Source organism: Rhizobium brockwellii (genome assembly GCF_000769405.2).
Lineage (GTDB): Bacteria > Pseudomonadota > Alphaproteobacteria > Rhizobiales > Rhizobiaceae > Rhizobium > Rhizobium brockwellii.
In genome coordinates, this window is sequence record NZ_CP053441.1 from 285,439 (window position 1) to 311,086 (window position 25,648).

Consider the following 25,648-nt stretch of genomic DNA (forward strand, 5'->3'; position numbering starts at 1 on the left):
CCCTCTCCCCGCGAGCGGGGAGAGGGGACTTGCCACACGCAGCGCTCGAGGATGAGGAAGCGGGAGCGGCATATCCCTTCTCCCCGTATCGACGGGGAGAAGGTGGCGGCAGCCGGATGAGGGGCAGCCAGCAACGAGCGGCTGCTTACTGCTTCACATAGATCGCGTCGTAATTGATGACGCGGGTCGGATCGATGTAGATGTTGTCAGCACCGCCCATGCGCAGTGACTTGGCGACGACACGGCGTTCGTTGATGACGGGAATCCAAGGCGCGTCGGCCATGATATCGGTAAAGATCTTGCCCCAGGCGGCAGTGCGCTCGGCTGCCTTTGCCGGATCGGACATGGAGTCGGCGGCAACGGCGCGCTTGTCGAGATCGGCGTTGCAATACCATGACCAGTTCCAGCCGCCCGGAACCGCGCCGGCGCAACCGAGGATCGGGCCGTAGAAGTTGGAGGGATCCGGGAAGTCGGCGATCCAGGCCATGCCGCCCGACCAGATCATCGGCGCTTCGCCTTCCGTGCCGCCGGCCGAGATGACGTTTGCCTGGGCGAGCGCCCGGACTTCGGCCTTGACGCCGACAGCGGCCAGATCCTGCTGGATCGCCTGGGCGATACGCGGTTGCGGGTCGGTGTTGGTAGAGTAGAGCACGGTTTCGAAGCCGTCGGGATAACCGGCTTCGGCAAGCAGCGCCTTGGCTTTCGCCACATCATAGGCATAGCCGGCGAAGGACTTGTCGTAGCCCGGCATCAATGGCGGCAGCGGCTGGTTGGCAGGCGTTGCGCGGCCGTTGAGGATGCGGGTGATGCGCTCCTTGTTGATCGCCATGTTCAGGGCCTGGCGAACCTTGACGTTGTCGAAAGGCTTCATCTTGGTGTTCAGCGTGATGTAGCCGGTGTGCAGCTGTTCGCCGTCGACGATCATCTGTGCGCCATCGGCCGAATTCTTGATTTCGAGGAACTTCGCCGGCGGAATGCCGTCGCCGGCAATGTCGACTTCGCCCTTCTGCAGGCGTAAGAGTGCCACCAGCGGCTCCTGGCCGACCTCGACCTTGAAGCTGTCGATATAGGGAACGCCCTTGACGAAATAATCCTTGTTGCGCTCGAAGACGAGCTGCTGGCCGATCGTCCAGTCCTTCAGGATGAAGGTGCCGGAGCCGACCGGCTTCTTGCCGAAATCGCCGGCGGCCGCCTCGACGGCTTCCTTCGGCACGACGGAGGCGAAGTTGATGGCGAGAACGTGCAGGAAGGTGGCGTCCGGACGCGAGAGGTTGAAGATGACGGTGCTGTCGTCAGGCGTCTCGATGCCGGAGAGCGTCGTCGTCTTGCCGCCGGTTTCATCCTCGAAGCCCTTGATGGCGCCGAAGAAGCCGGCGCCGGGCCCTTGCGTCTTCGGGTCGACGGCGCGTTCGATCGAATATTTCACGTCGGAGGCGACGACTTCGCGGCCGTTCGAGAACTTCACGCCCTTGTGCAGCTTGAAGGTATAGATCAAGCCGTCGGGCGAAACGGTGAAGCTCTCGGCAAGCGAGGGCACCGGGTTCGGCGTGCCGGGCGCATAGTCCATCAGGCGGGAGTAGAGGCTCTTGATCATCGACCAGTTGACCCAGTCGTAGCCGATCGCCGGGTCGAGCGTGGTGATGTCGTCCTTGTAGGTGACGACGATATCGCCACCCTGCTTGGGCGTTTCCTCAGCCATGACGGACAATGGGGCGAGCGCCACCATCGTTGCCATGGTCGTCTGTTGCAGCCAGCGTTTGAACATCTTGGTTCCCCTTCTTTGGTTGCTGTCAGCGTGTGCGGATGCGCGGATCGATGACCGGCGCGACGAGGTCGGCAAGCAGATTGCCGATGATGATGGCGAGTGCCGAGGTCAGGGTGACACCCATGATGATCGGGATGTCGACCTGCTGGATTGCCTGCCAGGCGAGTTGGCCGATGCCGGGCCAGCCGTAGACCGCCTCGACCACGACCACGCCGCCCATGAACTGGCCGATATCGATGCCGATCATCGCGATGATCGGCAGCACAGCATTGGGCAGCGCATGCCGCAGGATGACGCGTTTCGACGAAAGACCCTTGGCGCGCGCCGTGCGAACATAATCCTGGTTCAGCACGTCGATCATCGACGAGCGCACCATGCGGGCGTACCAGCCGGCGCCGCAGATGCCGAGTGTTACAGCCGGCAGGACGAGATGCGAGAAGCTGCCATAGCCGCTCATCGGAAACCAGCCGAGCGTTGCCGCCAGCAGGTAGAGCAGCAGCAGGGCAACGAGGAACTGCGGCGCGGAGGTGCCGACAAAGGAGGCCATCATCACCAGCCGGTCGACGAAGCCGCCGCGGCGCACGGCGGCGATGGTGCCGAGCGTCAGGCCGAGCACCACCTCGACGAAGATGCCGGCAAGCATCAGCGTCAGCGTCGCCGGCAGGCGGGCGGCGATCAGCGTCCAGACATCGGTTTTCTGCGCATAGGAGCGGCCGAGATTGCCATGCAGCAGATTGCCGAGATAGGTGCCGAACTGGACCAGCAGCGGCTGGTCGAGGCCGAGCTCATGGCGGATGTTGGCAACCGTCTGGGCGGTGGCGCTGCGGCCGGCGATCATCCGGGCCGGGTCGGCCGGAAGCGCATAGAGCAGCACGAAGGTGATGGCAGCGACACCGAGCAGGATGAGGGCCGCCTGCGCCAGCCTGCGCAGCATGAGTGACGCCATCAGCCCCTCCCGCGCTGGGTCGGGTCGAGAATGTCGCGCAGCGCGTCGCCAACCAGATTGAAGGAAAGCGCCGTCAGAAGGATGATCGCGCCCGGAATGAAGACCAGCCAGGGGGCGGCCTGGAAATAGCTTTGGCTCTCGAAGATGATGTTGCCCCAGGAAGGCTGCGGCGGTTGGACACCGACGCCGAGAAAGGAAAGCGTGGCCTCGAGCAGCACGGTGGTGGCAATGCCGAGCGTTCCCCAGACGATTGCCGTCGGCATGAGGTGCGGCAGGATATGCATGAAGAGCACGCGCATATGGCCGGCGCCAAGCGAGCGCTCCGCCATGATGAAATCGCGCTCCACCAGCCCGCGCGTTTCGGTATAGACGATGCGGGCGACCTGCACCCAGTTGACCAGCGCGATCACCATGGCGACGATCCAGAGGCTCGGCTTCAAAAGGGCTGCCAGCACGATGGCGAGCAGCAGCGCCGGAAAGGCCATCATCAGATCGGTGAATCGCATCAGGATGTTGCCCGGCAGTCCGCGGAGATAACCGGCAACGATGCCGACGAAGAGGCCGATCGCCACCGCGATGCCATTGGCGACAAGGCCGATGATCAGCGAGGTGCGGGCGCCGAAGAGGAGGCGGGAGAAGAGGTCGCGGCCGAGCGTGTCGGTGCCCAACAGATAGGGACCGCCCGGCGGCAGTGGTGCGCCTTCGAGCGACAGGCCGTCAAACATCTGCTCGTCGGGGCTGAACGGCGCGATCCACGGCGCTGCGATGGCGAGCGCGATGACGAGGGTGACGACGATGAGGCCGAAGAGGGCCGTCGGCTGGCGGATCATCTGCTTCAAGACATGCATCAGCCGGCCTCCGGCAGAGGTTCTGCTCCTGCCAGAATGAAGGCTGATATCTGCTCCATCGGCAGGCGGCGGCGCATGGCGCAATTGCGCAGGATTGCGTAAGCGCTCTCCTCGTCGATGCCGTGTGCGGCCTGAAGCTTTTCGACGGCGGCGTGAACGAGCGGGCGCAGCCGGACGCGCTCTTCGAGATATTGCAGCTTTTCCGCAGTCGCCTTGCGCTCCTGATGAATGGAGACGGCCATGACAAGCGCCGGATAGACGGCCGATGTGGCGATCGGCTTGGCGATGATCGCGCCGGCCCCCTGTCCGAGCGCCCAGGCGATGCGGCCGGGCGCTTCCGAACCAAGCAAGGCGACGACGGGGCAGGCCGGCGTTTCGCCGTTCCAGGGCAGCAGATCGTCCCAGCCCTGATCGGCATCGACGATGACGAGATCGGGCAGTGCCGCAGCCGAAAGCGGCGCCCATTGCAGCGTTGCGTGAATGCCGAGCAGGCGAAGCTGGCGGATCAGCTTTTCGGTGTTGCCGTCCTCGCGATGCAGGACCATCGCCTGCCAGCCGGTGAAATTGGGTGTCTCTCTCATGACACCACCCTCAGCCGTGGAAAGGCCTGCCGGTTGCGGCCGGTCAGATAGGGGTCGGCGGCGAGCGGCGGCCGCGAGGCGACGACATCGAAGCCATTGTCGGCGTTGATCCGGCCGAGATGGAAGGGCAGGGCGGCATGATTGGTCTCGCGGTCGATCGAAAGCGTGCCGAACGGGGTCGGCCAGGATCGATTGTAGAGCTCGCGCCGGACGGCGTCGGGCTCGTCACCGCTGGCAGCGACGATCGCGTCGACGCAGAGCCGGACGGCCGTATAGGCGCTGGCAAAGACGCTGGAGACACGCCGCTCGGCGCCGTGACGCTCAGTGACACGGGCCTTGAAAGCGGCATTTTCGGGAGTCGCGATACTGTCGAAATAGGAAGCGGCGCAAAGCTGGCCGGCAGCAGCTCCGGCGGCGATATCGTCGAGTTCGCATTCCATCAGGTCGCAGCTGACCACCGGGCAGTTTTCCGCGCGAAAGGCCGGGTCGCGATCACCGAGGGCCTTGATCGCCTCCAGAAAGGCATAGCTCGACGGTCCGATCAGATTGTTGAGGATGAAGCTCGGGCGGCGCTGCGCGATCTCGGCGACGATGCGCTCGACGGCGGTTTCCTCGAGCGGAAGATAGCGTTCGCCAAGTACTTCGCCGCCGGCATTGGTAATGAGTTCGCGGGCGAGCCGGTTCATCTCCCAGCCCCAGACATAGTTGGCGCCGACGAGATAGGGCCTTGCGCCGTAACGCGGGATCAGGTGCTCGAAAAGCGGCAGCAGATGCTGGTTCGGGCAGCCGCCGACATAGATGACATTCTCGTTGGCCTCGAAACCTTCGTAAGGGCACATGTACCAGAGCAGGCCGTCATGTTTCTCGACGAGCGGGATGACTTCCTTGCGTGCCGCAGACGTGATCGTTCCGACGATATGGCGGCAGCCGGCGCGCAGGAGATGGCGCGCGCCATCGAGATAGGCGGCAAGATCGGCATGCGGGTCGAAGAAGACGGGCTCGATCGCTAGCCCTTCGACGCCGGCATATTCGGCCATCGCGAAATCGGCGCCGTCGCGCGCGTCGCGGCCCATCGAGCCGTAGGGCCCGGTGGTCGAAAAGAGGATGCCGATTTTCAGCGTGTCGTTCATGAAGTGACCACATCAAAAACCCCACGACGCTGGTCCCATCGAGCGATGAGGCGTCATGGGGCGAAACTGCCCAGAGACTATCGGAGTCATGTCAATGCGGCCAAGCCTTTTGCCTAATCCGCAGGCTTGAGTAAAATACAGGCAGCTTGTCTTTGTCAAGTGTGCTGCGCTGCACTCGCAGTCATTTGATCTTGTTCTTTCGGTAGAGCAGCCAAGGGTCGCTCTACCTTGAACAAATGTTAGATCACTTCGAGAAGCGAGGTGTTTGACAACGGGCATCGCCGGCTATTCAATCCGACGAGAGTCTAAGCCCGGTGGTGAAGGTTCAGTGAGAGGTACCGGATATTGCTATGGCGCCGCTTCGTTACCCACACTCTTGAGGTGCGGATGGATGGAAATCGAGAAGCGACTAATTAATTTGATCAGTGATTTTAATGGGCGGTTAGCGGGGGAAGATATTCGCGAGTACATATCCCTTGCGGAGCATAATGAGTGTGTGGTTGCGTTGGAAAATCTATGCACGCAGTTGCGCGAGTATGATGTGGTGCTGGCTCCGGAGGAACTGGCGAACATTCAGGCGCTTGGCAAATGAGATGAATCTAAAAGCAGATACCTGGGCGTTTCTCAAGTACCCCAAATCTTGATGCTCATACTGCGTGTGCCTACCTGGTGCATAGAGTGCTAAAGGGCTGAAGCGGTTGCCGCACCCGAGTTGATGAGCTTGATGAGAAATCCTCATTTTTCCAACGAAATGCCTTACGACGAGAGGAAGTATTCTGGGTCTGGATATGGCTAAGCGCGTAAAGATTGGTAGCGTAATTCAGATTCTAACGTCGAGAGGCGTTTGCTACGCCCAAGTGACTCATAAGCATTTACGCTACGGATACCTGCTTCGCGTGTTTGATGGTTTTCACAGCGACAGGCCCAATAATTTCGGCGAAGTGGTTACCTCTCCCGTGTTATTTTCTGCCTTTTTTCCTGTCCAAAAAGCAGTTGACGAAGGCCTAGTGGCAAATGTCGGAAACAGTCGCGTGACCGATGCAAATTCCGTCTTTCCCATCTTTCGGACCAGTGCCCGGGATAGGGACGGGCGGCGGGGGCCTTGGTGGTTATGGAATGGCGAAACGGAAGTGATGCTGACTCGAGGCCTTTCTGATGAAGAAAAGAGATATCCGGTGTAACCGCTGTTCCACTCCCACATTGCTCGCTGCCGTCTAATCTGTGATCGGCTTTCCATGGATGAAGAACGGGAGTTTCTCCATGGAGACTACATTGGAGTTTCTCACAACCAGGAAGCCTGGACGTGAGGTTCACCGACATTGGCCGGACGAGGTCAAGGCGAAGATTGTTTCGGAAAGCTTGAGGCCTGACACGACAGTCAATGAAGTTGCGCAGCGCTATGGATTGCGAGCCAACAGCCTTTCCACCTGGCGGACGATGGCGCGGCAGGGCAAGCTGGTGTTGCCAGAGCCAGAAGACGCCGTCGAATTCGCGGCCATGGTTGTCGAGCCGCCGTTGCCTGTGCCGTCGAAGGTCAAAGCCGTTTCCCGTGCCGAGATCGTCGTTGGTCCGGTCACGATCCGCCTGGAGGAAGGCGCATCTGCGACCCGGATCGCTGCAATCGCTCGCGCCCTGGCGGCGGCGACATGATCTTTCCGTCAAACCTCGTCAGGATCATGGTGGCCACCAAACCCGTAGACTTCCGCAAGGGTCATGACGGCTTGGCGGCGCTGGTGAAGAATGAGCTGCACAAGGACCCGTTTACCGGAACGGTCTTCGTGTTCCGATCACGCAAGGCGGACCGGTTGAAGCTGATCTACTGGGATGGCTCCGGGATCGTCATGGCCTACAAACGGCTGGAAGAGCAGACGTTCACTTGGCCAGGCATCAAGGATGGATTGATGACGCTCACCCACGCCCAGTTCGAAGCTCTGTTTGCGGGCCTCGATTGGCGGCGGGTTCATGCCATACAGACGAGAACCCCGGAGGTCATCGAATAGCTGCGGCACGATGACTCAGGACTATAAATTCCAAAGGCAAAACGGGCTGGATTTTGGTAGGTTCTAGCCATGCTAGACGCCGCCGACCTTCCCGATGATGTTGCCGCCCTGAAGGCGATGCTGCTCGCAGCCCAGGCACGCGAGGCAGGCAAAGACGCCCAGATAGCCCGCAAGGATGAGCGGATCGAACGGCTTGAGAAGCTGGTCGCAGCGTTCAAGCAGGCAGCCTTCGGGCGCAAGTCTGAGAAGACCGATCCCTGCCAGTTTGATCTGGCACTGGAAGACCTGGAAACGGCCATTGCAGCGATCCATGCCGAGGATGAGGCGGACGTTCCTGCTGGAAACAGGATTGCCAAGGCACACGCGATCAATCGCGGCTCCCTTCCAAAGCACCTTCCCCGTGTCGAAGAGGTGATCGAGCCGGAAAGCCTAATCTGCGCCTGCGGTGGATGCCTGCATTGCATTGGCGAGGATGTCTCGGAGCGTTTGGACGTGGTCCCGGCGCAATTGCGCGTCATCGTCACGCGTCGTCCCAAATATGCGTGCCGTGCCTGCACCGACGGCGTCCTTCAGGCCCCAGCTCCAGCACGGCTGATCCAGGCAGGCCTACCGACCGAAGCGACCGTCGCGCATGTTCTGGTCTCCAAATATGCCGATCACCTTCCGCTTTACCGCCAGGCCCAGATCATGAGCCGCCAGGGTGTCGATCTCGACCGCTCCACGCTCGCAGACTGGGTCGGTCGGGCAGCCTATGAATTGCGGCCCGTCTTCGATGCACTGATTGCCGACCTGAAGCGCTCGACCAAGCTGTTCATGGACGAAACCCGTGCTCCGGTGCTTGATCCTGGCTCCCGCAAAACCAAGACCGGATACTTCTGGGCGCTCGCGCGGGATGATCGCCCATGGGGCGGCGGCGCTCCACCGGGCGTGGCCTTCACCTATGCGCCTGGTCGAGGAGGCATTCATGCAGAACGAATATTGCGGGGCTTCTCCGGTATCCTGCAGGTCGATGGCTATACCGGATACAACAGGCTGATCGCACCAGAGCGCGTTGGCCCGGACATTCGGCTTGCCTATTGTTGGGCACACGCCCGTCGCAAGTTGGTGGAGATCACCCACAACGGAATAGCACCGATTGCCGAAGACGGCGTCAAACGGATCGGTGAACTGTATCGCATCGAGGCCGAACTGCGCGGCCGTGATCCGCAGGTTCGTCTCGCTGGACGGCAGGAGCGGTCAGCGCCACTCGTCGCCGACATGCAAACCTGGCTTGTCCATCACCGTGCCCGTGTCTCAACCAAGTCCCCACTCGGCGAGGCCTTGGCCTACATTGCCAAATACTGGGATGGTCTGAAGCTCTTCCTGACCGATGGCCGCATCGAGATCGACAACAACAGTGTCGAGCGGACCATCCGGCCGATAGCCCTCAATCGTAAGAATGCGCTCTTTGCCGGGCACGACACTGGTGCTGAGAACTGGGCGACCATCGCCTCGCTCATCGAGACGTGTAAGCTCAATTCGGTTGATCCGCAGGCCTACCTGACCGCCACGCTCACCGCCATTGTCAACGGCCACAGGCAGAACCGGATTGATGAGCTTCTGCCGTGGCAGTATGCGGCAACGTAATCTGCGCCAACCGGAACGCTGTCCCCGACCCAACGTGGGCACCGGGCCGGGGGCATTCTCAACTATCGAGGAGAGCCGTGCCGTAGGAATTGTCTACAGCGCATAACCAGGTGCCAGACGAGTCTCTACGAAACACATAGGTGGCACGTCGTACCGTCGACGTCGCAATGCCGCTTTCGTCGACGGCATCCAACCACGTTTCCATGATGACCAACGCTGTGTCTCCGCCCTCGATCACCTCCATCCGCCCTTGGCGGACTTTCAATTTACCTTGGAAATGAGCAGAGATTGCTTCGAACGCTTTCCTGATCTGGTCTTTGCCTTTGGCGTACATGCCTGCCTTGACCACTAAGGTGGCATCATCGGTGTAAAATCGCATCAAGCCGTCGAAGTCTTTGGCCGATATGGAACGGTCTGCAGATTCGATAAGGGCTTTCAAGGGATGGTCGGACATTCTGGACTCCAAAATGGCCGCGAGCGGAAAAACAAAACCCGCCTCGCGGCGGGTTGCTTTGTCTGGAAATATGACGTGCTTAACCCACCACTCGATGAATGGTGATAATAATCACAGTGAAAGCGCGAACAAATTCCATGGTGCATCTTTATCACCAGCGTCAGCGACTGGCAAATGATCACGTCCAATTTTGAGCAAGCTAGTCAAGGTGCCAGCGGCACACCGTTTACTATCCGGTCCGCGGTATCATCAGTGCACCCTTGCTGGTTGAGCGAGTTGAGAAGGGTTATCGAGCGGAGACTCATGATCTATAGTTTGCGGTCGCCGGATTATTGTTGTCGGTGCCTCTGAGTGCGACTTGACCGCGTTCCGGACTCCCTAACTTAAATCATGCAGATCCGTCGTAATCGCCGCCCCAACCGAAAACTCCGAAAAGCGGACCGTTAGTCCGCTACGCTCCGGCGTGCAGGCCGTGGGTCCGACCTCGTAGTGCGCTGCAGCCGGGAAGGGCGCTAGCCGCAGCAGCGGCCAGAAACTGCCATCGCGCGAAGCCTGGATGCGCATCGCGCCGTTTGCGACGGTGACGCGGATATAAAAATCCTCCAATTCCCTAAAGGGCTGTGCCACCGACCAGTCGGACTTGCCGTCGGTGACGACGGTGCTGAGGAAGGCTTCGCCGTCGGTGAACTCGACGCCCGTCTTCACCCAGCGCCTCTCGTCGATGCGCACCATCAGGCCGGCCTGGTCGTAGAGCGTGCGGAATTCGCCCCGGACGCGGATCTGTGCGGTGAAGCTGTCGGTGGTGGGAAAGGCGAGGTAATGGCCGCTGTCACGGGTGAAGCCGTAATGGGTCTCCCGCCAGAAATCGGTTTTCTCATCGGTGGTCAGGGTCAGGCCGGTTTCGGTCGCCTGCCAGTGTGCCGGCTCGTTCAGCCATTTGCCGTCGTTGAAATCGATGCTCATCCTGTTCTCCTGTTCCGTTGAAGCTGACCGCAGGGCAACTGACTCACCTTGGCATAATGCGCGGCCGTGGTGCAGGCGGGCGCAGCCGAAGATTGTGTGTTTTCGCGGCGTCCCGTAGCCGCCCCCAAGCATAATCCGTCGCTCGTGCTTGACAGGTCGATCCATCTCCTATTCTGTTACAAAAATATGAATTACATAATTGTGGAACTAAATGGGAGCCCTCACATGAAAACATTGGTCGCATTCCTTCTCGGCACTGCGCTCGTCGCCCTGCCTTCGACGCTCCTTGCCCAGGAAAAGGGCGGCGTCATCAACGTCGCGACGATCGGCGAGCCACCGACGCTCGATCCGATGTCATCGACGGCCGATCTGGTCGGCATCGTTACGCAGCACATTTTCGAAACGCTCTACACCTTCGACAAGAGCTGGAACGTCACGCCGCTTCTGGCCGAAAGCCTGCCTGAGATCAGTGCCGACGGCAAAACCTACACGATCAAGCTCAGGACCGGCATCAAGTTCCACGACAATACCGACATGACCTCGGAAGATGTCGTCGCTTCTCTTGGCCGCTGGATGAAGATCGCTTCGCGCGGCAAGCAGGTCGCCGGCTTCATCGATAAGGTCACTGCCGCCGATCCAGCGACCGTGACGATCACGCTGAAGCAACCCTATGCGCCGCTGACCTCGCTGCTCGCCTTCAACAATTCGGCCGCGATCATCATCCCGTCCGAAAAGCAGGACGAGCCGATGAAAGACTTCATCGGCACCGGTCCCTACATGCTGAAGGAGCGCAAGGCCGACCAGTATATCCAGCTCGTCCGCTTCGATGGCTACAAGTCGCGCGAAGGCGACAGCAATGGTTATGGCGGCGCCCGCCACCAGTATCTCGATGAAATCCGCTTCGTGCCGGTGCCCGACCCGAACACCCGCGTCGAGGCCGCCATTTCCGGCCAGTATGATTATGTCGACTCCATTCCGGTCGAATCCTACGATAAGCTGAAGGCCTCCACCGCCTCGCAGCCGATCATCCTGAAGCCCTTCGGCTATCCCGTCTTCGTCTTCAACACCGCCGATGGCGTCAACAAGAATGTCGAAGTCCGCAAAGCGGTTCGCCAGGCGCTCAGCATGGAGGACATGCTGGCCGCAGCGTTCGGCAGCAAGGATTTCTACGCGCTCGACGGCGCCATCTATCCGGAATCTTATTCTTGGCATACGGATGCCGGCGTCGAAGGCGCTTACAACGTCGCCGATCCGGAAGGGGCGGCCGCTGCCGCCAAGAAGGCTGGCTACAACGGTGAACCGATCCGCATCCTGACCAGCCGCCAGTATGAGTTCCACTACAAGATGGCGCAGGTCGCCGCCGAATATCTGAAGCTTGCCGGCTTCACCGTCGATATGCAGGTTGTGGACTGGGCAACGCTGACGCAGCGCCGTACCGATCCGAAGCTCTGGGATATCTATATCACCCATAGCCCCTTCCTGCCGGAGCCTGCTTTGATCGGCTCGCTCTCGACAAGCTCGCCGGGCTGGTGGGATACGCCGGCCCGCAAGGCCGCCGTCGATGCCTTCACCTCGGAAGTTGATCCGAAGAAGCGCGTGGCGCTCTGGGCCGATGTCCAGAAGGCGATCTATGCCGACGCACCCTTCATGAAGATCGGCGACTTCAACGCCGTTTCGGCAGAATCGACCAAGCTTGAAGGCGTCGATCCGGCTCCGTGGCCGTATTTCTGGAATGCTTCGATCAAGAAGTAAACATCGCCACCGATACCGGCCATTCCTGGTCGGTATCGGTCTTGTTTTTTGCAGCATCTGCAAGGGTTTGCCAGGCATTCATGATACGCTACATCCTCCAGCGCCTGTTCGGCATGATCGTCGTGATGTTTCTCGTCGTCACGATCGTCTTCGTCATCGTGCGCGTGACGCCGGGAGATCCGGCCGCCGTCATGCTCGGGCCGGATGCGACGCCGCAGGATATTGCCGACCTCAGGGCCCGGCTCGGCCTCGATCAGTCGCTCGGCCTGCAATATGTCTACTATATCGGCCAGATGCTGAGAGGTGATCTCGGTCAGTCGATCTTCCTCAACATGCCTGTCACCTCGGCCTTGCTCGACCGGGCCGAGCCGACCTTCTTCCTGACTTTGTTTTCGCTCGCCATTGCCAGCATCATCGCCCTGCCTATCGGCATCTATGCCGCCTATCGGCGCGGCTCCTTCATTGACCAGGCGGCAACGACGCTCGCCATGTTTGCCGCCAGCATTCCGAGCTTCTGGCTCGGCCTGATCCTGATGCAGTTCTTCGCCGTCAGGCTCAACCTCTTCCCGGTCTCGGGTTATGGCGGTCCGGGCTCGACCTTTCTCGATCGGATGTATCATCTGACGCTGCCTGCCTTTGCGCTCGGCATCGTCTCCTCGGCGCTGATCCTGCGTTTCACCCGCGCGTCGATGCTCGATGTGCTTGGCGACGATTATATCCGCACGGCACGCGCCAAGGGGTTGATCGAGCGCCGGGTCATTCTCAAGCACGCGCTGAAGAATGCGCTTATCCCGATCCTGACGGTGATCGGCCTGACGGCAGCGGTACTGATATCTGGCGCCGTCGTCACCGAGACCGTCTTCGGCCTGCCGGGTGTCGGCAATCTCGTCGTCTCGGCGGTGCTGCGCCGCGACTATCCGGTCATCCAGGGGGCGCTGCTCGTCATCGCCGCGCTCTACGTGCTGATCAATTTTGCGATCGACATGCTCTATCTGCTGATCGATCCGAGGGTGCGCTACTGATGGCTGATATCGCAATCAAATCAGTCGAAGGTGAGGGCAGCAAATTCACCAAGCGCCTGCTGAAGCGCAAGACGGTCGCCTTGGGTCTGCTGATCCTGACGATCTTCGTGCTTCTGGCAGTCTTTGCGCCTGTTGTCGCGCCCTATTCGCCGTCGAAGCTTTCCATCGTCAATCGGCTGAAGCCGCCGAGCGGCACCTTTTTCTTCGGCACCGATGAGTTCGGCCGTGACGTCTTTTCGCGTACGATCTTCGCCGGCCGCCTGTCGCTGCTCGTCGGTGTTGCGGTCGTGACGCTCTCGGCCGTGATCGGCGTGACGCTCGGCCTGCTTGCCGGCTTCTTCCAGAAGCTCGATACGCCGATCGCCCGATTGATCGACGCGATGATGGCGTTTCCGGATATTCTACTGGCGATCGCGCTCGTCGCCGCCCTTGGCCCGTCGCTGACGACTGTTATCATCGCGCTGTCGATCGTCTATGCGCCGCGCCTTGCCCGCATCGTACGCGCTTCGACGCTGGTCATTCGTGAACTCCCCTATGTCGAGGCGGCGAGGGCGCTCGGCATTTCGACCTTCCACATCATGACACGGCATGTGCTGCGCAATCTGCTGTCGCCGATCCTGGTGCAGGCCACCTTCCTCTTTGCGAGCGCGATGCTTGCCGAAGCCGGCCTGTCTTTCCTCGGCCTTGGCGTCAGCCCCGAAATCCCGACCTGGGGAACGATGATCGCCGCCGGCCGGCAGTATATCGGCCAGGCCGACTGGATGACGCTGTTTCCGGGTGTCGCCATCATCCTCTCCGTGCTGTCGCTGCAGATGGTCGGCGATGGCCTCAGAGACATGCTCGATCCAAGACTGCGCAAGGATCTTTAATCGCCGACCAAACGTCGGCCCAATCGAAATTCGCCCAATCGAAAATTGCATGACAGGAGTTTGCGTGAATCAGTTTCCCACCGCCGCCGGCAAGGTCGAGAACTCGCCTTACGAACGGCTTGCCGCCCTCGGCATTGCGCTTCCGCCGCCGCCGCCGCCGATCGCCAATTTCGTCACGCACGTGATCGAAGGCAATATGCTCTACCTCTCCGGCCAGGGGCCGCGTGAGGCCGACGGCTTCATGCATGCCGGCAAGGTCGGTGGTGGGGTCAGTGTCGAGGCGGCCTACGGCCATGCGCGGCTGACCGGCATTAACCTGCTTGCCGTCATGCAGGACGCGCTCGGCGATCTCTCCCGGGTCAAGCGGGTAGTGAAATTGCTCGGCATGGTCAATGCCGTGCCTGATTTCGAAGATCATCCGAGCGTCATCAACGGCTGCTCGGATCTGCTGATTGAAGTCTTCGGGCAAGCCGGCGAACATGCCCGCTCGGCCGTCGGCTTCGGCTCGCTGCCCGGCAATATCACCGTCGAGATCGAGGCGATCGTCGCCTTGCACGGCTAACGGGAACTCGACACAGTTGATCGACCGCCCCATGTTTCGTTTTTCGACCCAGACTCCTGGAGATCTCCATGTCCACTGATATCCGCCCGTCGCTCGGCCTTCGCCCTGTCATCAATGTATCGGGCACGATGACCAGCCTCGGCGCCTCGATCGTCGTTCCCGAAGCGATCAGCGCGATGGCATCGATCCTGCCGCACTTCGTCGAGATCAGCGACCTGCAACGCAAGGCCAGCGCCGTCATCGCCCGGCTGACCGGCGGCGAGGCGGGCTTCGTCACGGCCTCCTGCTCGGCCGGCATTTCGCTGGCCGTCGCTGGCGCGATCACCGGCAATAACCTGCTGGCGATCGAGAGGCTGCCGGATGTCGCGGCGGAGAAAAACGAAGTGCTGGTGCAGATGGGCCATGTCGTCAGTTACGGCGCTCCGGTCGACCAGGCGATCCGGCTTGCCGGCGGCAAGGTCGTGCTTGTCGGGCAGGCGACCTCGACGCATCGCTTCCACATGGAAAACGCCATCACCGAGAAGACCGCAGCCGCCGTCTATGTCGTCTCCCATCATGTCGTCGATTACGGCCTTTTGAATCTCAAGGAATTCGTCGAGATTGCCCATGCCAAGGGCGTGCCCGTCATCGTCGATGCCGCCTCGGAATATGATCTCAGGATTTTCCTGGAGCAGGGGGCCGATATCGCCCTTTACTCCGGCCATAAATTTCTCGGCGGCCCGACCTCGGGCATCGTTGCCGGCAGGAAGGAGCTGGTGCGTCATGCCTTCCTGCAGAATATGGGCATCGGCCGTGGCATGAAGGTCGGCAAGGAGAGCATCTTCGGCGTCATGGCAGCGCTCGAAGCTTGGGAAAACCGCGACCATGCCGGCATCCGGGAACGCGAGACCGGCTATCTCAACCTGTGGAAGCGCACGCTCGACGGCCGCCCTGGCCTCACAGTGCTGATCGAGCCCGACCCGACCAACAATCCGCTCGATCGGCTGCGCCTGATCGTCGATCCCGAGCAAGCCCATATCACCGCCTGGGATCTGGCCGATGCGCTCGCCAAGGGCAGCCCGCCGATCATCGTGCGCGACCATGAGGTGGAGCACCGCTATTTCTACCTCGACCCGTGCAATCTGCACCCGGGCGAGGAGACGGTCGTCGCGGAGCGCCTGGCGCAGGAACTCGACAAGGCGCGCGCCTCCAACGAGATCATCGCAACGCCGATCGAGAACCGCAGCAGGCACCGCTTCGACGGTGCGTTGCGCTGGCCGGATTGATCCGCCGCTTACCCGCCGCAAGAGGAACCGCCATGGCCAGCGCCCAAACCCAACCGATCCAGACGACCGACGTTCTTTCCGTCGAAGGTCTGACGACATCTTTCCTGGTGGAAGGTGTCTGGAAACCGGTCGTGCGTGATGTTTCCTTCACGGTGGCGCCAGCGGAGACGGTGGCGATCGTCGGCGAATCCGGCTCGGGCAAGAGCGTCACCTCGCTCTCCATCATGCGGCTGCTGCAGGCGGATACGAGCCGTGTCGAGGGCCGTGTCATGCTTGGCGGACGCGATCTCCTGGCGTTGCCGGAAAATGCCATGCGGCAGGTGCGCGGTAACGAGGTGGCGATGATCTTCCAGGAGCCGATGACATCGCTCAATCCGCTCTTCACCATCGGCGACCAGATTTCCGAGGCACTGCTCTGCCATTCCGCTATGAGCAGGGCCGATGCCAAAGCCGAGACGATAAGGCTGCTGGAAAAGGTTCGCATCCCCTCGGCCGCCTCGCGCTTCGGTGAATATCCGCATCGTTTTTCCGGCGGCATGCGCCAGCGGGTGATGATCGCCATGGCGCTCGCCAGCCGGCCGAAACTGTTGATCGCCGACGAGCCGACGACGGCGCTCGACGTGACCATCCAGGGCCAGATCCTTGATCTCATCAAGATGCTGCAGGATGAGGAGGGGACCTCGGTTCTGTTCATCACCCATGACATGGGTGTCGTTGCCGAGATCGCCGACAGGACGGTGGTGATGTATCGCGGCGAACAGGTGGAAAGCGGCGCCACCGCCGACATCTTCCACCGCGGCAAACATCCCTATACGAGAGCGCTACTATCGGCCGTGCCGGTGCTCGGCTCGATGCAGGGTCGGCAGAGGCCGCTGCGCTTTCCCGTGGTCAATACCGCAACGGGTGAATCGGACATTCCCGCCGAGGTCGCCGATACGGTGGCAGCGACGCCGGTCCTGCAGGTGAAGAACCTTACCAAGCGCTTCGACATTCATTCCGGCCTGTTCGGCCGGCTGACCAGCCGGGTGCATGCGGTCGAAAACGTCTCCTTCGATCTTCATGCCGGCGAGACGCTGTCGCTGGTCGGCGAATCCGGCTGCGGTAAATCGACGACCGGCCGCGCCATCATGCGGCTGATCGAGCCGCAGGCCGGTTCCGTTCTGGTCGAGGGCAGGGAAGTGCTCGGCCTCGACAGAAGGGATCTGCGCGAGATGCGCAAATCCGTGCAGATGATCTTCCAGGATCCCTTTGCCAGCCTCAACCCGCGCATGACGGTCGGTGCTGCAATCGCCGAACCCTATCTCGAACACAAGATGGGCAATTCGAAGCAGGCAAAGGACGTCGTTGCGGACCTGCTGGTGAAGGTCGGTCTGTCGGCGGATATGGCTGCGCGTTATCCGCATGAGTTTTCCGGCGGCCAGCGCCAGCGCATCTGCATCGCCCGCGCGCTCGCCTTGCAGCCGAAGGTCATCGTCGCCGACGAAAGCGTCTCGGCACTCGACGTCTCGATCAAGGCGCAGGTCATCAACCTGATGCTGGATCTGCAGCAGAGCCTCAACCTCGCCTTCCTGTTCATCTCGCACGACATGGCGGTCGTCGAGCGCGTCAGCCATCGGGTGGCGGTGATGTATCTCGGCGAGATCGTCGAGATCGGTCCGCGGTCCGCGGTCTTCGAAAATCCGCAGCACCCCTATACGAAGAAACTTATCGCAGCAGTGCCCGTGCCCGATCCGGACCGTCGCCACGAAAAGCGGATGGTGGCGAATGACGAGATCAAGAGCCCGATGCGCCCGGTCGATTATCAGCCCGCAAGCACGTCTTATCGCGAAGTCGGGCCGGGCCATCTGGTCATGGCCGATCGGTAGACTTGCCATCGCGTTTCGGATCTGACGGGCGCTATTCCATCGCCAGGATCATGTTGCGCACGACGGGGTAGATTTCCCCCTCCCAGCGGCGGCCGCTGAAGACGCCGTAATGTCCGACATTGGCCTGAAGATGATGGCGCTTCAGATGCGGGCGCAGTGCACGACAGAGATCGTGCGCGGCCGACGTCTGGCCGAGCGCGCAGATGTCGTCGCGGCCGCCCTCGACGGTCAAAAGCGCCGTGTTGCGGATCTGGCCCGGGTCGACCTTGCGGCCATGGTGGGTCAAGTCGCCGGTCGCGAGTTCCGCCTTCTGGAAGACGCGTTCGATGGTTTCGATGTAGAATTCTTCGGTGAGGTCGAGTACGGCGAAATATTCGTCGTAGAACTTCTTGATCTTGCCGGCTTCTGCCGTCTCGCCCTTCGCCAGATGGTCGTAGAGCCTGCGATGGGCGTCCTGGTGGCGCTGCATGTTCATCGACATGAAGGCGACGAGCTGGAGGAAGCCGGGATAGACCCGCCGCCCGGCGCCCCGATAACGCCAGGGAACGCCCGTGATCAGCGAGTTCTCGAACCAGGCGAGCGACTTCGATACGGCAAGTTCGTTGACCTTCGTCGGGCTCTCGCGCGGATCGATCGGCCCGGCCATCAGCGTCATGGTGCGCGGGGTGGCGGGATGCCGCTCTTCCGACATCACGGCAACGGCGGCCAGCGCCTGTACGCAGGGCTGGCAGACGGCGAGGATATGAGCGCCGGGGCCGATTTCCTCCAGGAAATGCATGATATAATCGACATAGTCGTCCATGCCGAAGCGTCCGGCCGACAGCGGCACGTCGCGGGCGTTCGCCCAGTCGGTGATATAGACGTCGTGATCGCGCAGCAGGGTCTGCACCGTGCCGCGCAGGAGTGTTGCGAAATGGCCGGACAGCGGGGCGACGACCAGCACCCGCGGCCGCTTTGCATCGGTGTCCGTTGCAAAGCGCAGCAGCGTGCCGAAGGGCATGTCGAGTACGGTCTCGACGGTGACGGGCACCACGCGATTGCCGATCATGACCGAGTCTATGGCGAAATCCGGACGTTGGTGGGTGATCTCGAAGCGTGAGATCATCTCCAGCGCGGCGGCGAAGTGCCGTCCCATTTCGCTGCCGGATCCCCAGAGCGCTGTCGCCGAGAAGATTTGCAAGCGCCGCGCCAGATCGCGGAGCGGCGCGATGAGATCATCCTGGAACTGATAGGCCTGGTAGAGCATGGCCGAAATCTCCCGCACTGCCGCATCAATGCGGCGGTGCAAAAAATGCTAGTGGAATATGTCCTGCCATGCGAGAAGATTATCGAGGAAGAAGCAACATTGTCCGACAAGGATAGAGCCCAATGTCGCAGGCGGCACTGACGATTTCCTCGAAGAACTACTCCTCATGGTCTCTGCGCGGCTGGCTGCTGTGCCGGATGGCCGGGCTGGACTTCGCCGAAGTCCTTGTGGAAATGGATGACGAGGCGCGTCAGGAACTGCTTCTGCTTTCACCATCGGTCCTGGTGCCGAGGCTGACCCATGACGATGTGACGGTCTGGGACACGCTGGCGATTGCCGAATATCTCCATGAGGTGGCGCCCACTGCCGGGCTCTGGCCGGCCGAGCGCGCGGCGCGCGCCCGTTGCCGGTCGGTCTCGGGCGAGATGCATTCGGGTTTCCACAATCTGCGCTCGGCATTGCCGATGAACCTCAAGGCGCGGCATGAGCGGTTCAAGATATTTTCAGGCGCGCGGCCCGATGTCGAGCGCGTCAAGGCGATCTGGACCGAATGCCTCGAGGCAAGCGGCGGACCCTGGCTGTTCGGGACCGTGCCGACCGTGGCCGATGCGATGTACGCGCCGGTCTGCACCCGCTTTCGCACCTATGCGGTGGAGCTGGAGCCGCGGCTTGCAGCCTATGTCGAGACGGTGCTGTCCTGGCCGCTGATGGGCGAATGGACCGAAGGGGCGTTGGTCGAGCCGGACGAGATCGTCGAGCTGGAAGTCGAGTTCTGACGGAAACGCGGCCGGGCGGCTCCGCATCGATTTTCACGGTCGAATTAAGAGTTGCCTGGAAGGTGAGCGGCGCATAAATCAGATGCAGTGCCACATGCCGCGAAATCTGGACCGATGAACAACAACGACTATTATTCCAAACTCGGCGGACTGCCGCCGCAAACCGAGCTGCTTTCCAGCAAGGCCGTTTTCACCACAGCCTACGCGGTCATCCCGCGCAGCGTGATGACCGATATCGTCACCAGCGTCCTTCCTCACTGGACGGGGACACGGGCATGGGTTCTCTCCCGGCCGCTTTCCGGTTTCTCCGAGACCTTTTCGCAATATGTGATGGAGGTTCAACCGGGCGGCGGAAGCGATCGGCCGGAGCCCAACAAGCGGGCCGAAGCGGTCCTGTTCGTCGTCGAAGGCGAGATGACCGTGGAGCTCGACGGCAACAGCCATGCGCTGCGCGCCGGTTCGTTCGCCTATATTCCGGCGGGCTCGGTCTGGCGCCTGAAAAACGGCAGTTCGGCTGCGGCAAAATTCCACTGGATTCGAAAGGCCTTTCAGCAGGTCGAGGGGCTGGAGCCGCCACCGGCGATTGTCACGCATGAGGACGAACACGCCATCTCGGCGATGCCTGATACCGATGGACGCTGGGGGACGACCCGGTTCATCGATCCGGCCGATGTCCGCTACGACATGCACGTGAATATCGTGACTCTGGAGCCGGGCGCGGTGATCCCCTTCATGGAAACCCATGTCATGGAACATGGTCTCTATGTGCTGGAGGGCAAGGCGGTCTATCGGCTGAACCAGGATTGGGTCGAGGTCGAGGCCGGCGACTTCATGTGGTTGCGCTCCTTCTGCCCGCAGGCATGTTACGCCGGTGGCCCCGGCCGTTTCCGCTACCTGCTCTACAAGGACGTCAACCGTCACATGACGCTCTGGTAGGATCTATCGCAGAGGGACGATGAGGCTCGAAAGCGAACGTCTGATTTTGAGACCCTGGCGACCGCAGGATCGCAAGCCCTTCGCTGCGATCAATGCCGAGCCCGACGTCGTCAGATTTCTCAATCCTCTGACCGACGAACAGTCGAATGCTATGCTCGACCGCATCGACCTTCACTTCGAGGATCATGGCTGGGGGTTCTGGGCGCTGGAGGAGAAGGCAAGCGGCGAGTTGATCGGCCTCTGCGGTCTCAACAATGTTTCGCCGGCTTTGCCGTTTGCCCCGGCAGTCGAAATCGGTTGGCGGCTTTCAGCCTCGCGCCACGGCGCCGGATATGCGCGCGAGGCCGCGGAACGGTCTCTCGATTTTGCGTTCAACGATCTGAAGCTTGACCGCATCGTCAGCTTCACGGTGCCCGCAAACAGCAATTCCTGGGGTTTGATGAGACGGCTAGGGATGAACCGGATCGGTGAGTTCGATCATCCCAATTTGGCCGAAGGGCATCCGTTGCGCCATCACGTGCTCTACGAACTGCGATCATCAAACGGTATTTGAAAGGCGGATCTCAGGGGAGGTCCCAGCCGAATTCTTCAAGCAACTAAAAGTATGTTAACATAAGATGAGCAATCTACGATTGTGAAAGTGGCGTAATCTATCTTATGGAACTGAAGTATATTTAGCCAGTTTCGCGCTGCTCGCAATCTCGTTTCATTGGGAACCTCCTGTGGGCGTCCGACAATCAAGATTGCGATAAAAGTTCGAGGCGCTTGCCTCGTTGAAGACATTCATCGCGGAGAAGTCGGAACTGTTTTGCTGGGTGCTCGTTAAATGCGCGGCGAGGGGAAACAGAGATGACCAGGTCGAAATTTGAATGGCTTGCGCGGGCTGGATACAGCGCCCGAGGCATTGTGTTTTTGCTCGTTGCTGCGCTGGCAGTATTTTCGAGCTTCGGCGGCGGAAAGGCCGATACCAAATCGGCGCTCGACGCTGTCTTGGAACAGCCATTGGGCCGGGTGTGGCTGGGCTTGATAGGGCTCGGGCTACTCGGCTTCGTAGCATGGCGGCTTGCCCAGTCCATCGCGAACGCAGACAACCATGACCACAGTGTGAAAAGCTACCTGATCCGTGCCGCCCTTCTCGGGAGCGCCGTGACCTACACGGGGTTGGCGATATACGCCTTTCAGGACGCCCTTGGTTTTGGATCTGGTGGCGACGGCGGAGAAAAGGGCTTAGCAGCCTGGGCCATGTCGCAGCCGCTTGGCCGATTCCTAGCTGGTGCGATTGGTCTCGGGTTTGTCGTTGGTGGTGCCGTTACCGCGCTGAAAGGCATCACGCGGCGGTTTGAGCGATATCTCACGCTCGGTCAAAGCCGACCTCTGTTATTGATTTGCGTTTATGGGCTGGTTTCCCGTGGGGTCGTTTTCGTGATCGTCGGCATCTTCTTTTGCTATACGGCCTTCACCGTCGATCCGGGCCAGGCGGGAAGCATAAGTGATGCCTTGACCTTCGTGAGACAGCTTCCTTTCGGAGCTGTTCTCTACCTCGTCGTGGCTATCGGCTTGGCTGCGTTCGGGATCTATAATCTGGTCGAGGCACGATATCGAACCGTGTCGACACCAAATCTCTCGCAGGTACGGTCGGAGCTGCCACTATCTCACAACTGAGAAGCATTCGAGAAAAGTCATGTCAACCTTGATGTCCATGACGGCTTTGACTTCGGCGGCGCTGGTGCTCATGCGTCCAACCCGCGCTTCTGCAGCGAGCGCGTGCGCTTTGAATGCCGCTGCCTCGGTTTACGGGTGGTGGGAATTTTTCATTTAGGGGAGATCAAACTTGAGTGTCGCGATTACTCGTGAGGATTTCGATAGAAGCAAATTTTTTGCAGGGATCGCACGCGGTATTGCGGGAGCGTTGCTTTTCGCGCTGCCCATGTTCATGACCATGGAAATGTGGGAGCTCGGCTTCTACATGGACCGCAGCCGCCTGTTTCTCTTGCTGATCGTCAATATTCCCCTTCTCGTTATTCTCTCGGACCGGATCGGATTTGAGCGGACGTCGACCTGGCGACAAGCGATCCGTGACGCAAGCATTGCCTACGGCCTTGGGGTTCTGGGCAGCGCACTGATCCTCTTCGCCATGGGGGTTCTGAAATACGACCAATCTCCGCACGAGATTATCGGAATGATCGCGATCCAGGCCATACCTGCCAGCATTGGCGCGATGCTAGGTCGGAGCCAGCTCGGCGGACAATCGGACGATGGTGACGATGCCAAGGAAGGCGATAGTGATGACCCAATCCACGAACGGGAAACGAGCTACGCCGGTGAACTATTCCTGATGGCGGTCGGCGCTTTGTTCCTCAACCTCAACGTCGCGCCCACCGAGGAAATGATCTTGCTCTCGTACAAGATGACGCCGTGGCATGGCCTGCTCATGATCGCCGCCTCGCTGGCAGTCATGCATGGGTTCGTTTACGCCCTTTCTTTCAAGGGGAGCCACGATCTCGCCGAGGGTACGCCAAGCTGGCACGCTTTCGTTCGCTTCACCCTGCCGGGCTATGTAATTGCCGGTCTGATTAGTGCCTATTGCCTCTGGACGTTCCATAGAACCGATGACATCGGGTCTACCCAAATCCTTATGGCCGTTGTCGTTCTGAGCTTTCCCGGTGCCATTGGCGCGGCAGCAGCTCGCCTGATCCTGTGAGGCACCATGACAAAAATCTCCAACGGCAAAAATCTGGAAGCAGGCGAACCGCATTGGATTGAATGGGTCACGGGCGTCGTCTCGGCCGTAATTGTCCTTGGCGTGATTGCTTGGATTGGCAAGGATGCATTGGTGGACCGTGATTCTTCTCCGAATCTGGTCGGGGTCGTGCTGCAAACCGAAAAGCGCGACGGTGGCTTTCAAGTCCTCTTCGAAATCCGAAACGATTCAAGCGCGACAGCGTCGCAGGTAGCCGTCCACGGCGAGATACGAGAACAAGGTTCGGTGCTTGAAAACGTCGAGACCGTCTTGGATTATGTCCCGGGACACTCGAAAGCGAAAGGTGGGCTGATATTCCAGCAAGACCCCACCGGTAAGACGTTGACGGTCAGAGCGTCCTCATTTGATGAGCCATAGTAGCGTTGGGATTTCTTGCGAGACCCAGCGCCTCCCCACCGTGCCAGGCAGATTAGTTCAACGAAGATCGGATATATGCTTGGGAGACATTTTTATGACCGAGGATGCCACTGACCCGGTTGTCGTACACGAGCTGCAGCTACAGCGAAGCAGCTGGGTGCCAAACAACCCGAAACTGTCAGTTCTGATCTATCGACGTGCGCTTTCAGCCGCAGCAGGCAGCAAGAGTTTCGAACACCTGTTCGCGAGCAACGGATGGACTGGGATATGGCGGAATGGCATCTTCACCTACGACCACTATCATTCTGGTGCCCATGAGGTGCTTGGTATTGCCAGGGGCTCGGCCAAGCTTTTGCTCGGCGGGCCAGAGGGCAAAGAAATCGATGTCGCAGCGGGCGATTGTCTGATCTTGCCAGCCGGGACCGGCCATCGGAACCTTGGGGCGAGTGCGGATTTTTCCGTGGTGGGAGGCTATCCGCCCGGACAGCATGCAGACATACTGACATCAGCTCCGTCTCGGGAGCAGCTTTTGACCATTGCCGAACTCTCGATCCCGAGCAGCGACCCTATCGAGGGCGCCGATGGATATTTGGTTCGCGCATGGCGCAGAGATTGATTGAGGTTCCCTGGGATGCCTGGTCAAACTGAAAATGCGAGGTCACGCCGCTAATCACGCGCCGCCCGTGCTAGTCAGCACGCCGCGCGAGACCGTTGAGTAACCAATAGTCGCCCATTCCGACAGTAATCGTTGATCATTCTCGGAGTTTTATTGGTCAGGCTGTTCGTCCAAGGGTGGAAAGTGCGTCCTGAAGTCTGAGCGTCGCCAGTGCCTTGGTTGCCTCGTCCGAAGACCATCCCGCTTCCAGCGCCGCAGACAGGACCAGCGATTCCGTTTGAAGCTCGAGCTTCTCATAAAGCGGCTCGATGGCTTCGCGCGCCGTTACAACGTGCTGGTCCGGTGGGGTGATGGGTGTGGCGGCAACCGTAGGCATGAAATGCTCCTCCTATTGAACGCTAAGGTTCGAAACCCGTTAGGGGCATCCTTGTTCCATTCATATCGCCTTTTCGGTCTTCGAGCGGCGAAGCGAAATATGACGACGCCACATATGGCGAAATTTCCTCCATCGCAGGAACGCGCGAATAATGATTGCCGGCGGGATCTTCTTGTGGTCGCCGACAGTCCCCTGCCTGGTGATAGATGCGTTCGGGTCGAGCAGAAACGCGACCAACGTGCTTGCACTCTGCGCCTCTACTTCGAGCTTGTCACCAGATAAATGCAGCCCCTGTTCGCCTTCGGCGAACGGCTGCGTATCGATGACAACGAAACCGCTGAAGACATAGAAATAGAGGTCTCGGCCCTGTTTCTGCGGGAATTCCACCCGTATGCCTGCGTCTAGCCGGATATCGAAGACGTCGATTGCGCTGCGGACATAGAAGGGCGCGCCCTCCCCTTCCGGCCCGACCAGGTGTCGCCAGACGTTTGCCGCGGCAGCTGGCATCGGCCCGTGCTGGATCTTCGGCTCGAGATCGATCGCATAAGGGCGAACGAGGATCTGCAGCATTCGCAGAGGCGGGTCGGACGCCAGCGTCTCTTCGGAATGCCAAAAGCTTTTTCCGGCATTCATCACCATCAGATGGTCACGGTCGATCACCAACCGGCCAGCGGCCTTGTCGTCGTGACGCATGACGCCTTCGGGCACCCAGGAAATAATCTCGTCGTTCCTGTGCTCGTGCATGGCGATCAGGCGGCCAGGATCGAGGATGGATTCAACGACCATGGCGAGAGGGCCTTGGCCGTGATCGGTCGGCTTCGGTCTCAACCACCCCGGCATGTTGAGGTGCGCGACGAAGCCTCCCATATCCCGTACCACGAATGTTCGTTCGCCCTTGAGCAGCATCGCATCCTCCATGCTTGCAAGGCAAT

At 60.4% G+C, this 25,648-nt stretch carries 27 protein-coding genes; 17 read left to right on the plus strand and 10 right to left on the minus strand.

Translation table 11 applies throughout. From position 1 onward, the window contains the following. Nucleotides 1–145: 145 nt before the first annotated feature. The 5 genes from RLCC275e_RS29430 to RLCC275e_RS29450 are packed head-to-tail and all read right to left on the minus strand — an operon-like array spanning nucleotide 146 to nucleotide 5,270. Nucleotides 146–1,765, minus strand: coding sequence for an ABC transporter substrate-binding protein (locus tag RLCC275e_RS29430; protein WP_033183616.1), 1,620 nt, complete (start codon nucleotides 1,763–1,765; stop codon nucleotides 146–148). Nucleotides 1,766–1,790: 25 nt separating this feature from the next. Beyond that, nucleotides 1,791–2,711: an ABC transporter permease gene (locus RLCC275e_RS29435; protein ID WP_024320038.1), complete on the minus strand. Its 921-nt coding sequence runs from the start codon at nucleotides 2,709–2,711 to the stop codon at nucleotides 1,791–1,793. Continuing rightward, nucleotides 2,711–3,559: an ABC transporter permease gene (locus RLCC275e_RS29440; RefSeq protein WP_018483461.1), complete on the minus strand. Its 849-nt coding sequence runs from the start codon at nucleotides 3,557–3,559 to the stop codon at nucleotides 2,711–2,713. The genes RLCC275e_RS29435 and RLCC275e_RS29440 overlap by 1 nt, the downstream gene beginning before the upstream one ends. Beyond that, a complete protein-coding gene (locus RLCC275e_RS29445; protein ID WP_017996435.1) occupies nucleotides 3,559–4,140 on the minus strand; it encodes an ANTAR domain-containing response regulator in 582 nt (193 codons plus the stop codon). The genes RLCC275e_RS29440 and RLCC275e_RS29445 overlap by 1 nt, the downstream gene beginning before the upstream one ends. Beyond that, a complete protein-coding gene (locus RLCC275e_RS29450; protein ID WP_033183615.1) occupies nucleotides 4,137–5,270 on the minus strand; it encodes a transporter substrate-binding protein in 1,134 nt (377 codons plus the stop codon). The genes RLCC275e_RS29445 and RLCC275e_RS29450 overlap by 4 nt, the downstream gene beginning before the upstream one ends. Before the next feature lie 391 nt (nucleotides 5,271–5,661). On the opposite strand from RLCC275e_RS29450, the gene RLCC275e_RS29455 reads away from it, so the two are divergent. The 4 genes from RLCC275e_RS29455 (at nucleotide 5,662) to tnpC (ending at nucleotide 8,896) form a co-directional block, all read left to right on the plus strand. After that, nucleotides 5,662–5,862: a MafI family immunity protein gene (locus RLCC275e_RS29455; protein WP_245485093.1), complete on the plus strand. Its 201-nt coding sequence runs from the start codon at nucleotides 5,662–5,664 to the stop codon at nucleotides 5,860–5,862. A 668-nt stretch (nucleotides 5,863–6,530) separates the two neighbouring features. Continuing rightward, nucleotides 6,531–6,920: an IS66-like element accessory protein TnpA gene (gene tnpA, locus RLCC275e_RS29460; RefSeq protein WP_033184618.1), complete on the plus strand. Its 390-nt coding sequence runs from the start codon at nucleotides 6,531–6,533 to the stop codon at nucleotides 6,918–6,920. After that, the gene (gene tnpB / locus RLCC275e_RS29465; protein WP_033184617.1) at nucleotides 6,917–7,270 is read left to right on the plus strand and encodes an IS66 family insertion sequence element accessory protein TnpB; all 354 of its coding nucleotides are present in this window, start codon (nucleotides 6,917–6,919) and stop codon (nucleotides 7,268–7,270) included. Before tnpA ends, tnpB begins: the two co-directional genes overlap by 4 nt. Nucleotides 7,271–7,339: 69 nt before the next feature. After that, entirely contained in the window at nucleotides 7,340–8,896 is a 1,557-nt protein-coding gene (gene tnpC / locus RLCC275e_RS29470) for an IS66 family transposase (protein WP_033184616.1), read from the plus strand. Between the two features lie 58 nt (nucleotides 8,897–8,954). Here the strand turns inward: tnpC and RLCC275e_RS29475 are convergent, their stop codons facing one another. Beyond that, on the minus strand, nucleotides 8,955–9,350 hold the full coding sequence (locus RLCC275e_RS29475) for a YybH family protein (RefSeq protein ID WP_033184615.1): 396 nt from the start codon (nucleotides 9,348–9,350) through the stop codon (nucleotides 8,955–8,957). A 378-nt stretch (nucleotides 9,351–9,728) separates the two neighbouring features. Then, nucleotides 9,729–10,313, minus strand: a complete 585-nt coding sequence (locus RLCC275e_RS29480; RefSeq protein ID WP_033183614.1) for a DUF1349 domain-containing protein — start codon at nucleotides 10,311–10,313, stop codon at nucleotides 9,729–9,731. Between the two features lie 225 nt (nucleotides 10,314–10,538). Between RLCC275e_RS29480 and RLCC275e_RS29485 the strand changes: the two genes are divergently transcribed. The 6 genes from RLCC275e_RS29485 (at nucleotide 10,539) to RLCC275e_RS29510 (ending at nucleotide 17,648) form a co-directional block, all read left to right on the plus strand. Beyond that, nucleotides 10,539–12,065, plus strand: coding sequence for an ABC transporter substrate-binding protein (locus RLCC275e_RS29485; RefSeq protein WP_033183613.1), 1,527 nt, complete (start codon nucleotides 10,539–10,541; stop codon nucleotides 12,063–12,065). 80 nt (nucleotides 12,066–12,145) lie between these two features. Next, entirely contained in the window at nucleotides 12,146–13,087 is a 942-nt protein-coding gene (locus RLCC275e_RS29490) for an ABC transporter permease (protein ID WP_003553764.1), read from the plus strand. Then, entirely contained in the window at nucleotides 13,087–13,956 is an 870-nt protein-coding gene (locus RLCC275e_RS29495) for an ABC transporter permease (protein ID WP_033183612.1), read from the plus strand. The genes RLCC275e_RS29490 and RLCC275e_RS29495 overlap by 1 nt, the downstream gene beginning before the upstream one ends. Nucleotides 13,957–14,005: 49 nt before the next feature. Next, nucleotides 14,006–14,518, plus strand: coding sequence for a RidA family protein (locus tag RLCC275e_RS29500; protein WP_033183611.1), 513 nt, complete (start codon nucleotides 14,006–14,008; stop codon nucleotides 14,516–14,518). A 68-nt stretch (nucleotides 14,519–14,586) separates the two neighbouring features. Next, nucleotides 14,587–15,783 carry an aminotransferase class V-fold PLP-dependent enzyme gene (locus tag RLCC275e_RS29505; protein WP_033183610.1) on the plus strand — a complete coding sequence of 399 codons (1,197 nt, stop codon included), beginning with the start codon at nucleotides 14,587–14,589 and terminating at the stop codon, nucleotides 15,781–15,783. Nucleotides 15,784–15,815: 32 nt separating this feature from the next. Further along, complete coding sequence (locus RLCC275e_RS29510; protein WP_130708119.1) at nucleotides 15,816–17,648, plus strand: ABC transporter ATP-binding protein; 1,833 nt, start codon at nucleotides 15,816–15,818, stop codon at nucleotides 17,646–17,648. A gap of 31 nt (nucleotides 17,649–17,679) precedes the next feature. Here RLCC275e_RS29510 and RLCC275e_RS29515 read toward each other — a convergent pair whose 3' ends face one another. After that, nucleotides 17,680–18,894: a polyhydroxyalkanoate depolymerase gene (locus RLCC275e_RS29515; RefSeq protein WP_033183608.1), complete on the minus strand. Its 1,215-nt coding sequence runs from the start codon at nucleotides 18,892–18,894 to the stop codon at nucleotides 17,680–17,682. 122 nt (nucleotides 18,895–19,016) lie between these two features. Here RLCC275e_RS29515 and RLCC275e_RS29520 point away from each other — a divergent pair, with 122 nt between their 5' ends. The 7 genes from RLCC275e_RS29520 (at nucleotide 19,017) to RLCC275e_RS29550 (ending at nucleotide 24,340) form a co-directional block, all read left to right on the plus strand. Beyond that, on the plus strand, nucleotides 19,017–19,670 hold the full coding sequence (locus RLCC275e_RS29520; RefSeq protein ID WP_033183607.1) for a glutathione S-transferase: 654 nt from the start codon (nucleotides 19,017–19,019) through the stop codon (nucleotides 19,668–19,670). A 114-nt stretch (nucleotides 19,671–19,784) separates the two neighbouring features. Next, entirely contained in the window at nucleotides 19,785–20,606 is an 822-nt protein-coding gene (locus RLCC275e_RS29525) for a bifunctional allantoicase/(S)-ureidoglycine aminohydrolase (RefSeq protein WP_033183606.1), read from the plus strand. A gap of 19 nt (nucleotides 20,607–20,625) precedes the next feature. Then, complete coding sequence (locus tag RLCC275e_RS29530) at nucleotides 20,626–21,159, plus strand: GNAT family N-acetyltransferase (RefSeq protein ID WP_033183605.1); 534 nt, start codon at nucleotides 20,626–20,628, stop codon at nucleotides 21,157–21,159. A 296-nt stretch (nucleotides 21,160–21,455) separates the two neighbouring features. Next, complete coding sequence (locus RLCC275e_RS29535; protein WP_033183604.1) at nucleotides 21,456–22,268, plus strand: DUF1206 domain-containing protein; 813 nt, start codon at nucleotides 21,456–21,458, stop codon at nucleotides 22,266–22,268. A 169-nt stretch (nucleotides 22,269–22,437) separates the two neighbouring features. Then, nucleotides 22,438–23,307, plus strand: a complete 870-nt coding sequence (locus RLCC275e_RS29540) for a TIGR02587 family membrane protein (protein WP_033183603.1) — start codon at nucleotides 22,438–22,440, stop codon at nucleotides 23,305–23,307. A 6-nt stretch (nucleotides 23,308–23,313) separates the two neighbouring features. Further along, a complete protein-coding gene (locus tag RLCC275e_RS29545) occupies nucleotides 23,314–23,724 on the plus strand; it encodes a TIGR02588 family protein (RefSeq protein WP_033183602.1) in 411 nt (136 codons plus the stop codon). 94 nt (nucleotides 23,725–23,818) lie between these two features. Further along, a complete protein-coding gene (locus tag RLCC275e_RS29550) occupies nucleotides 23,819–24,340 on the plus strand; it encodes a cupin (RefSeq protein ID WP_050516853.1) in 522 nt (173 codons plus the stop codon). Between the two features lie 157 nt (nucleotides 24,341–24,497). Here the strand turns inward: RLCC275e_RS29550 and RLCC275e_RS29555 are convergent, their stop codons facing one another. Together RLCC275e_RS29555 and RLCC275e_RS29560 are read right to left on the minus strand one after the other, a co-directional pair. Next, the gene (locus tag RLCC275e_RS29555) at nucleotides 24,498–24,716 is read right to left on the minus strand and encodes a hypothetical protein (protein ID WP_003553121.1); all 219 of its coding nucleotides are present in this window, start codon (nucleotides 24,714–24,716) and stop codon (nucleotides 24,498–24,500) included. Nucleotides 24,717–24,776: 60 nt separating this feature from the next. Further along, complete coding sequence (locus RLCC275e_RS29560; RefSeq protein ID WP_033183601.1) at nucleotides 24,777–25,622, minus strand: pirin family protein; 846 nt, start codon at nucleotides 25,620–25,622, stop codon at nucleotides 24,777–24,779. Nucleotides 25,623–25,648: the final 26 nt, after the last annotated feature.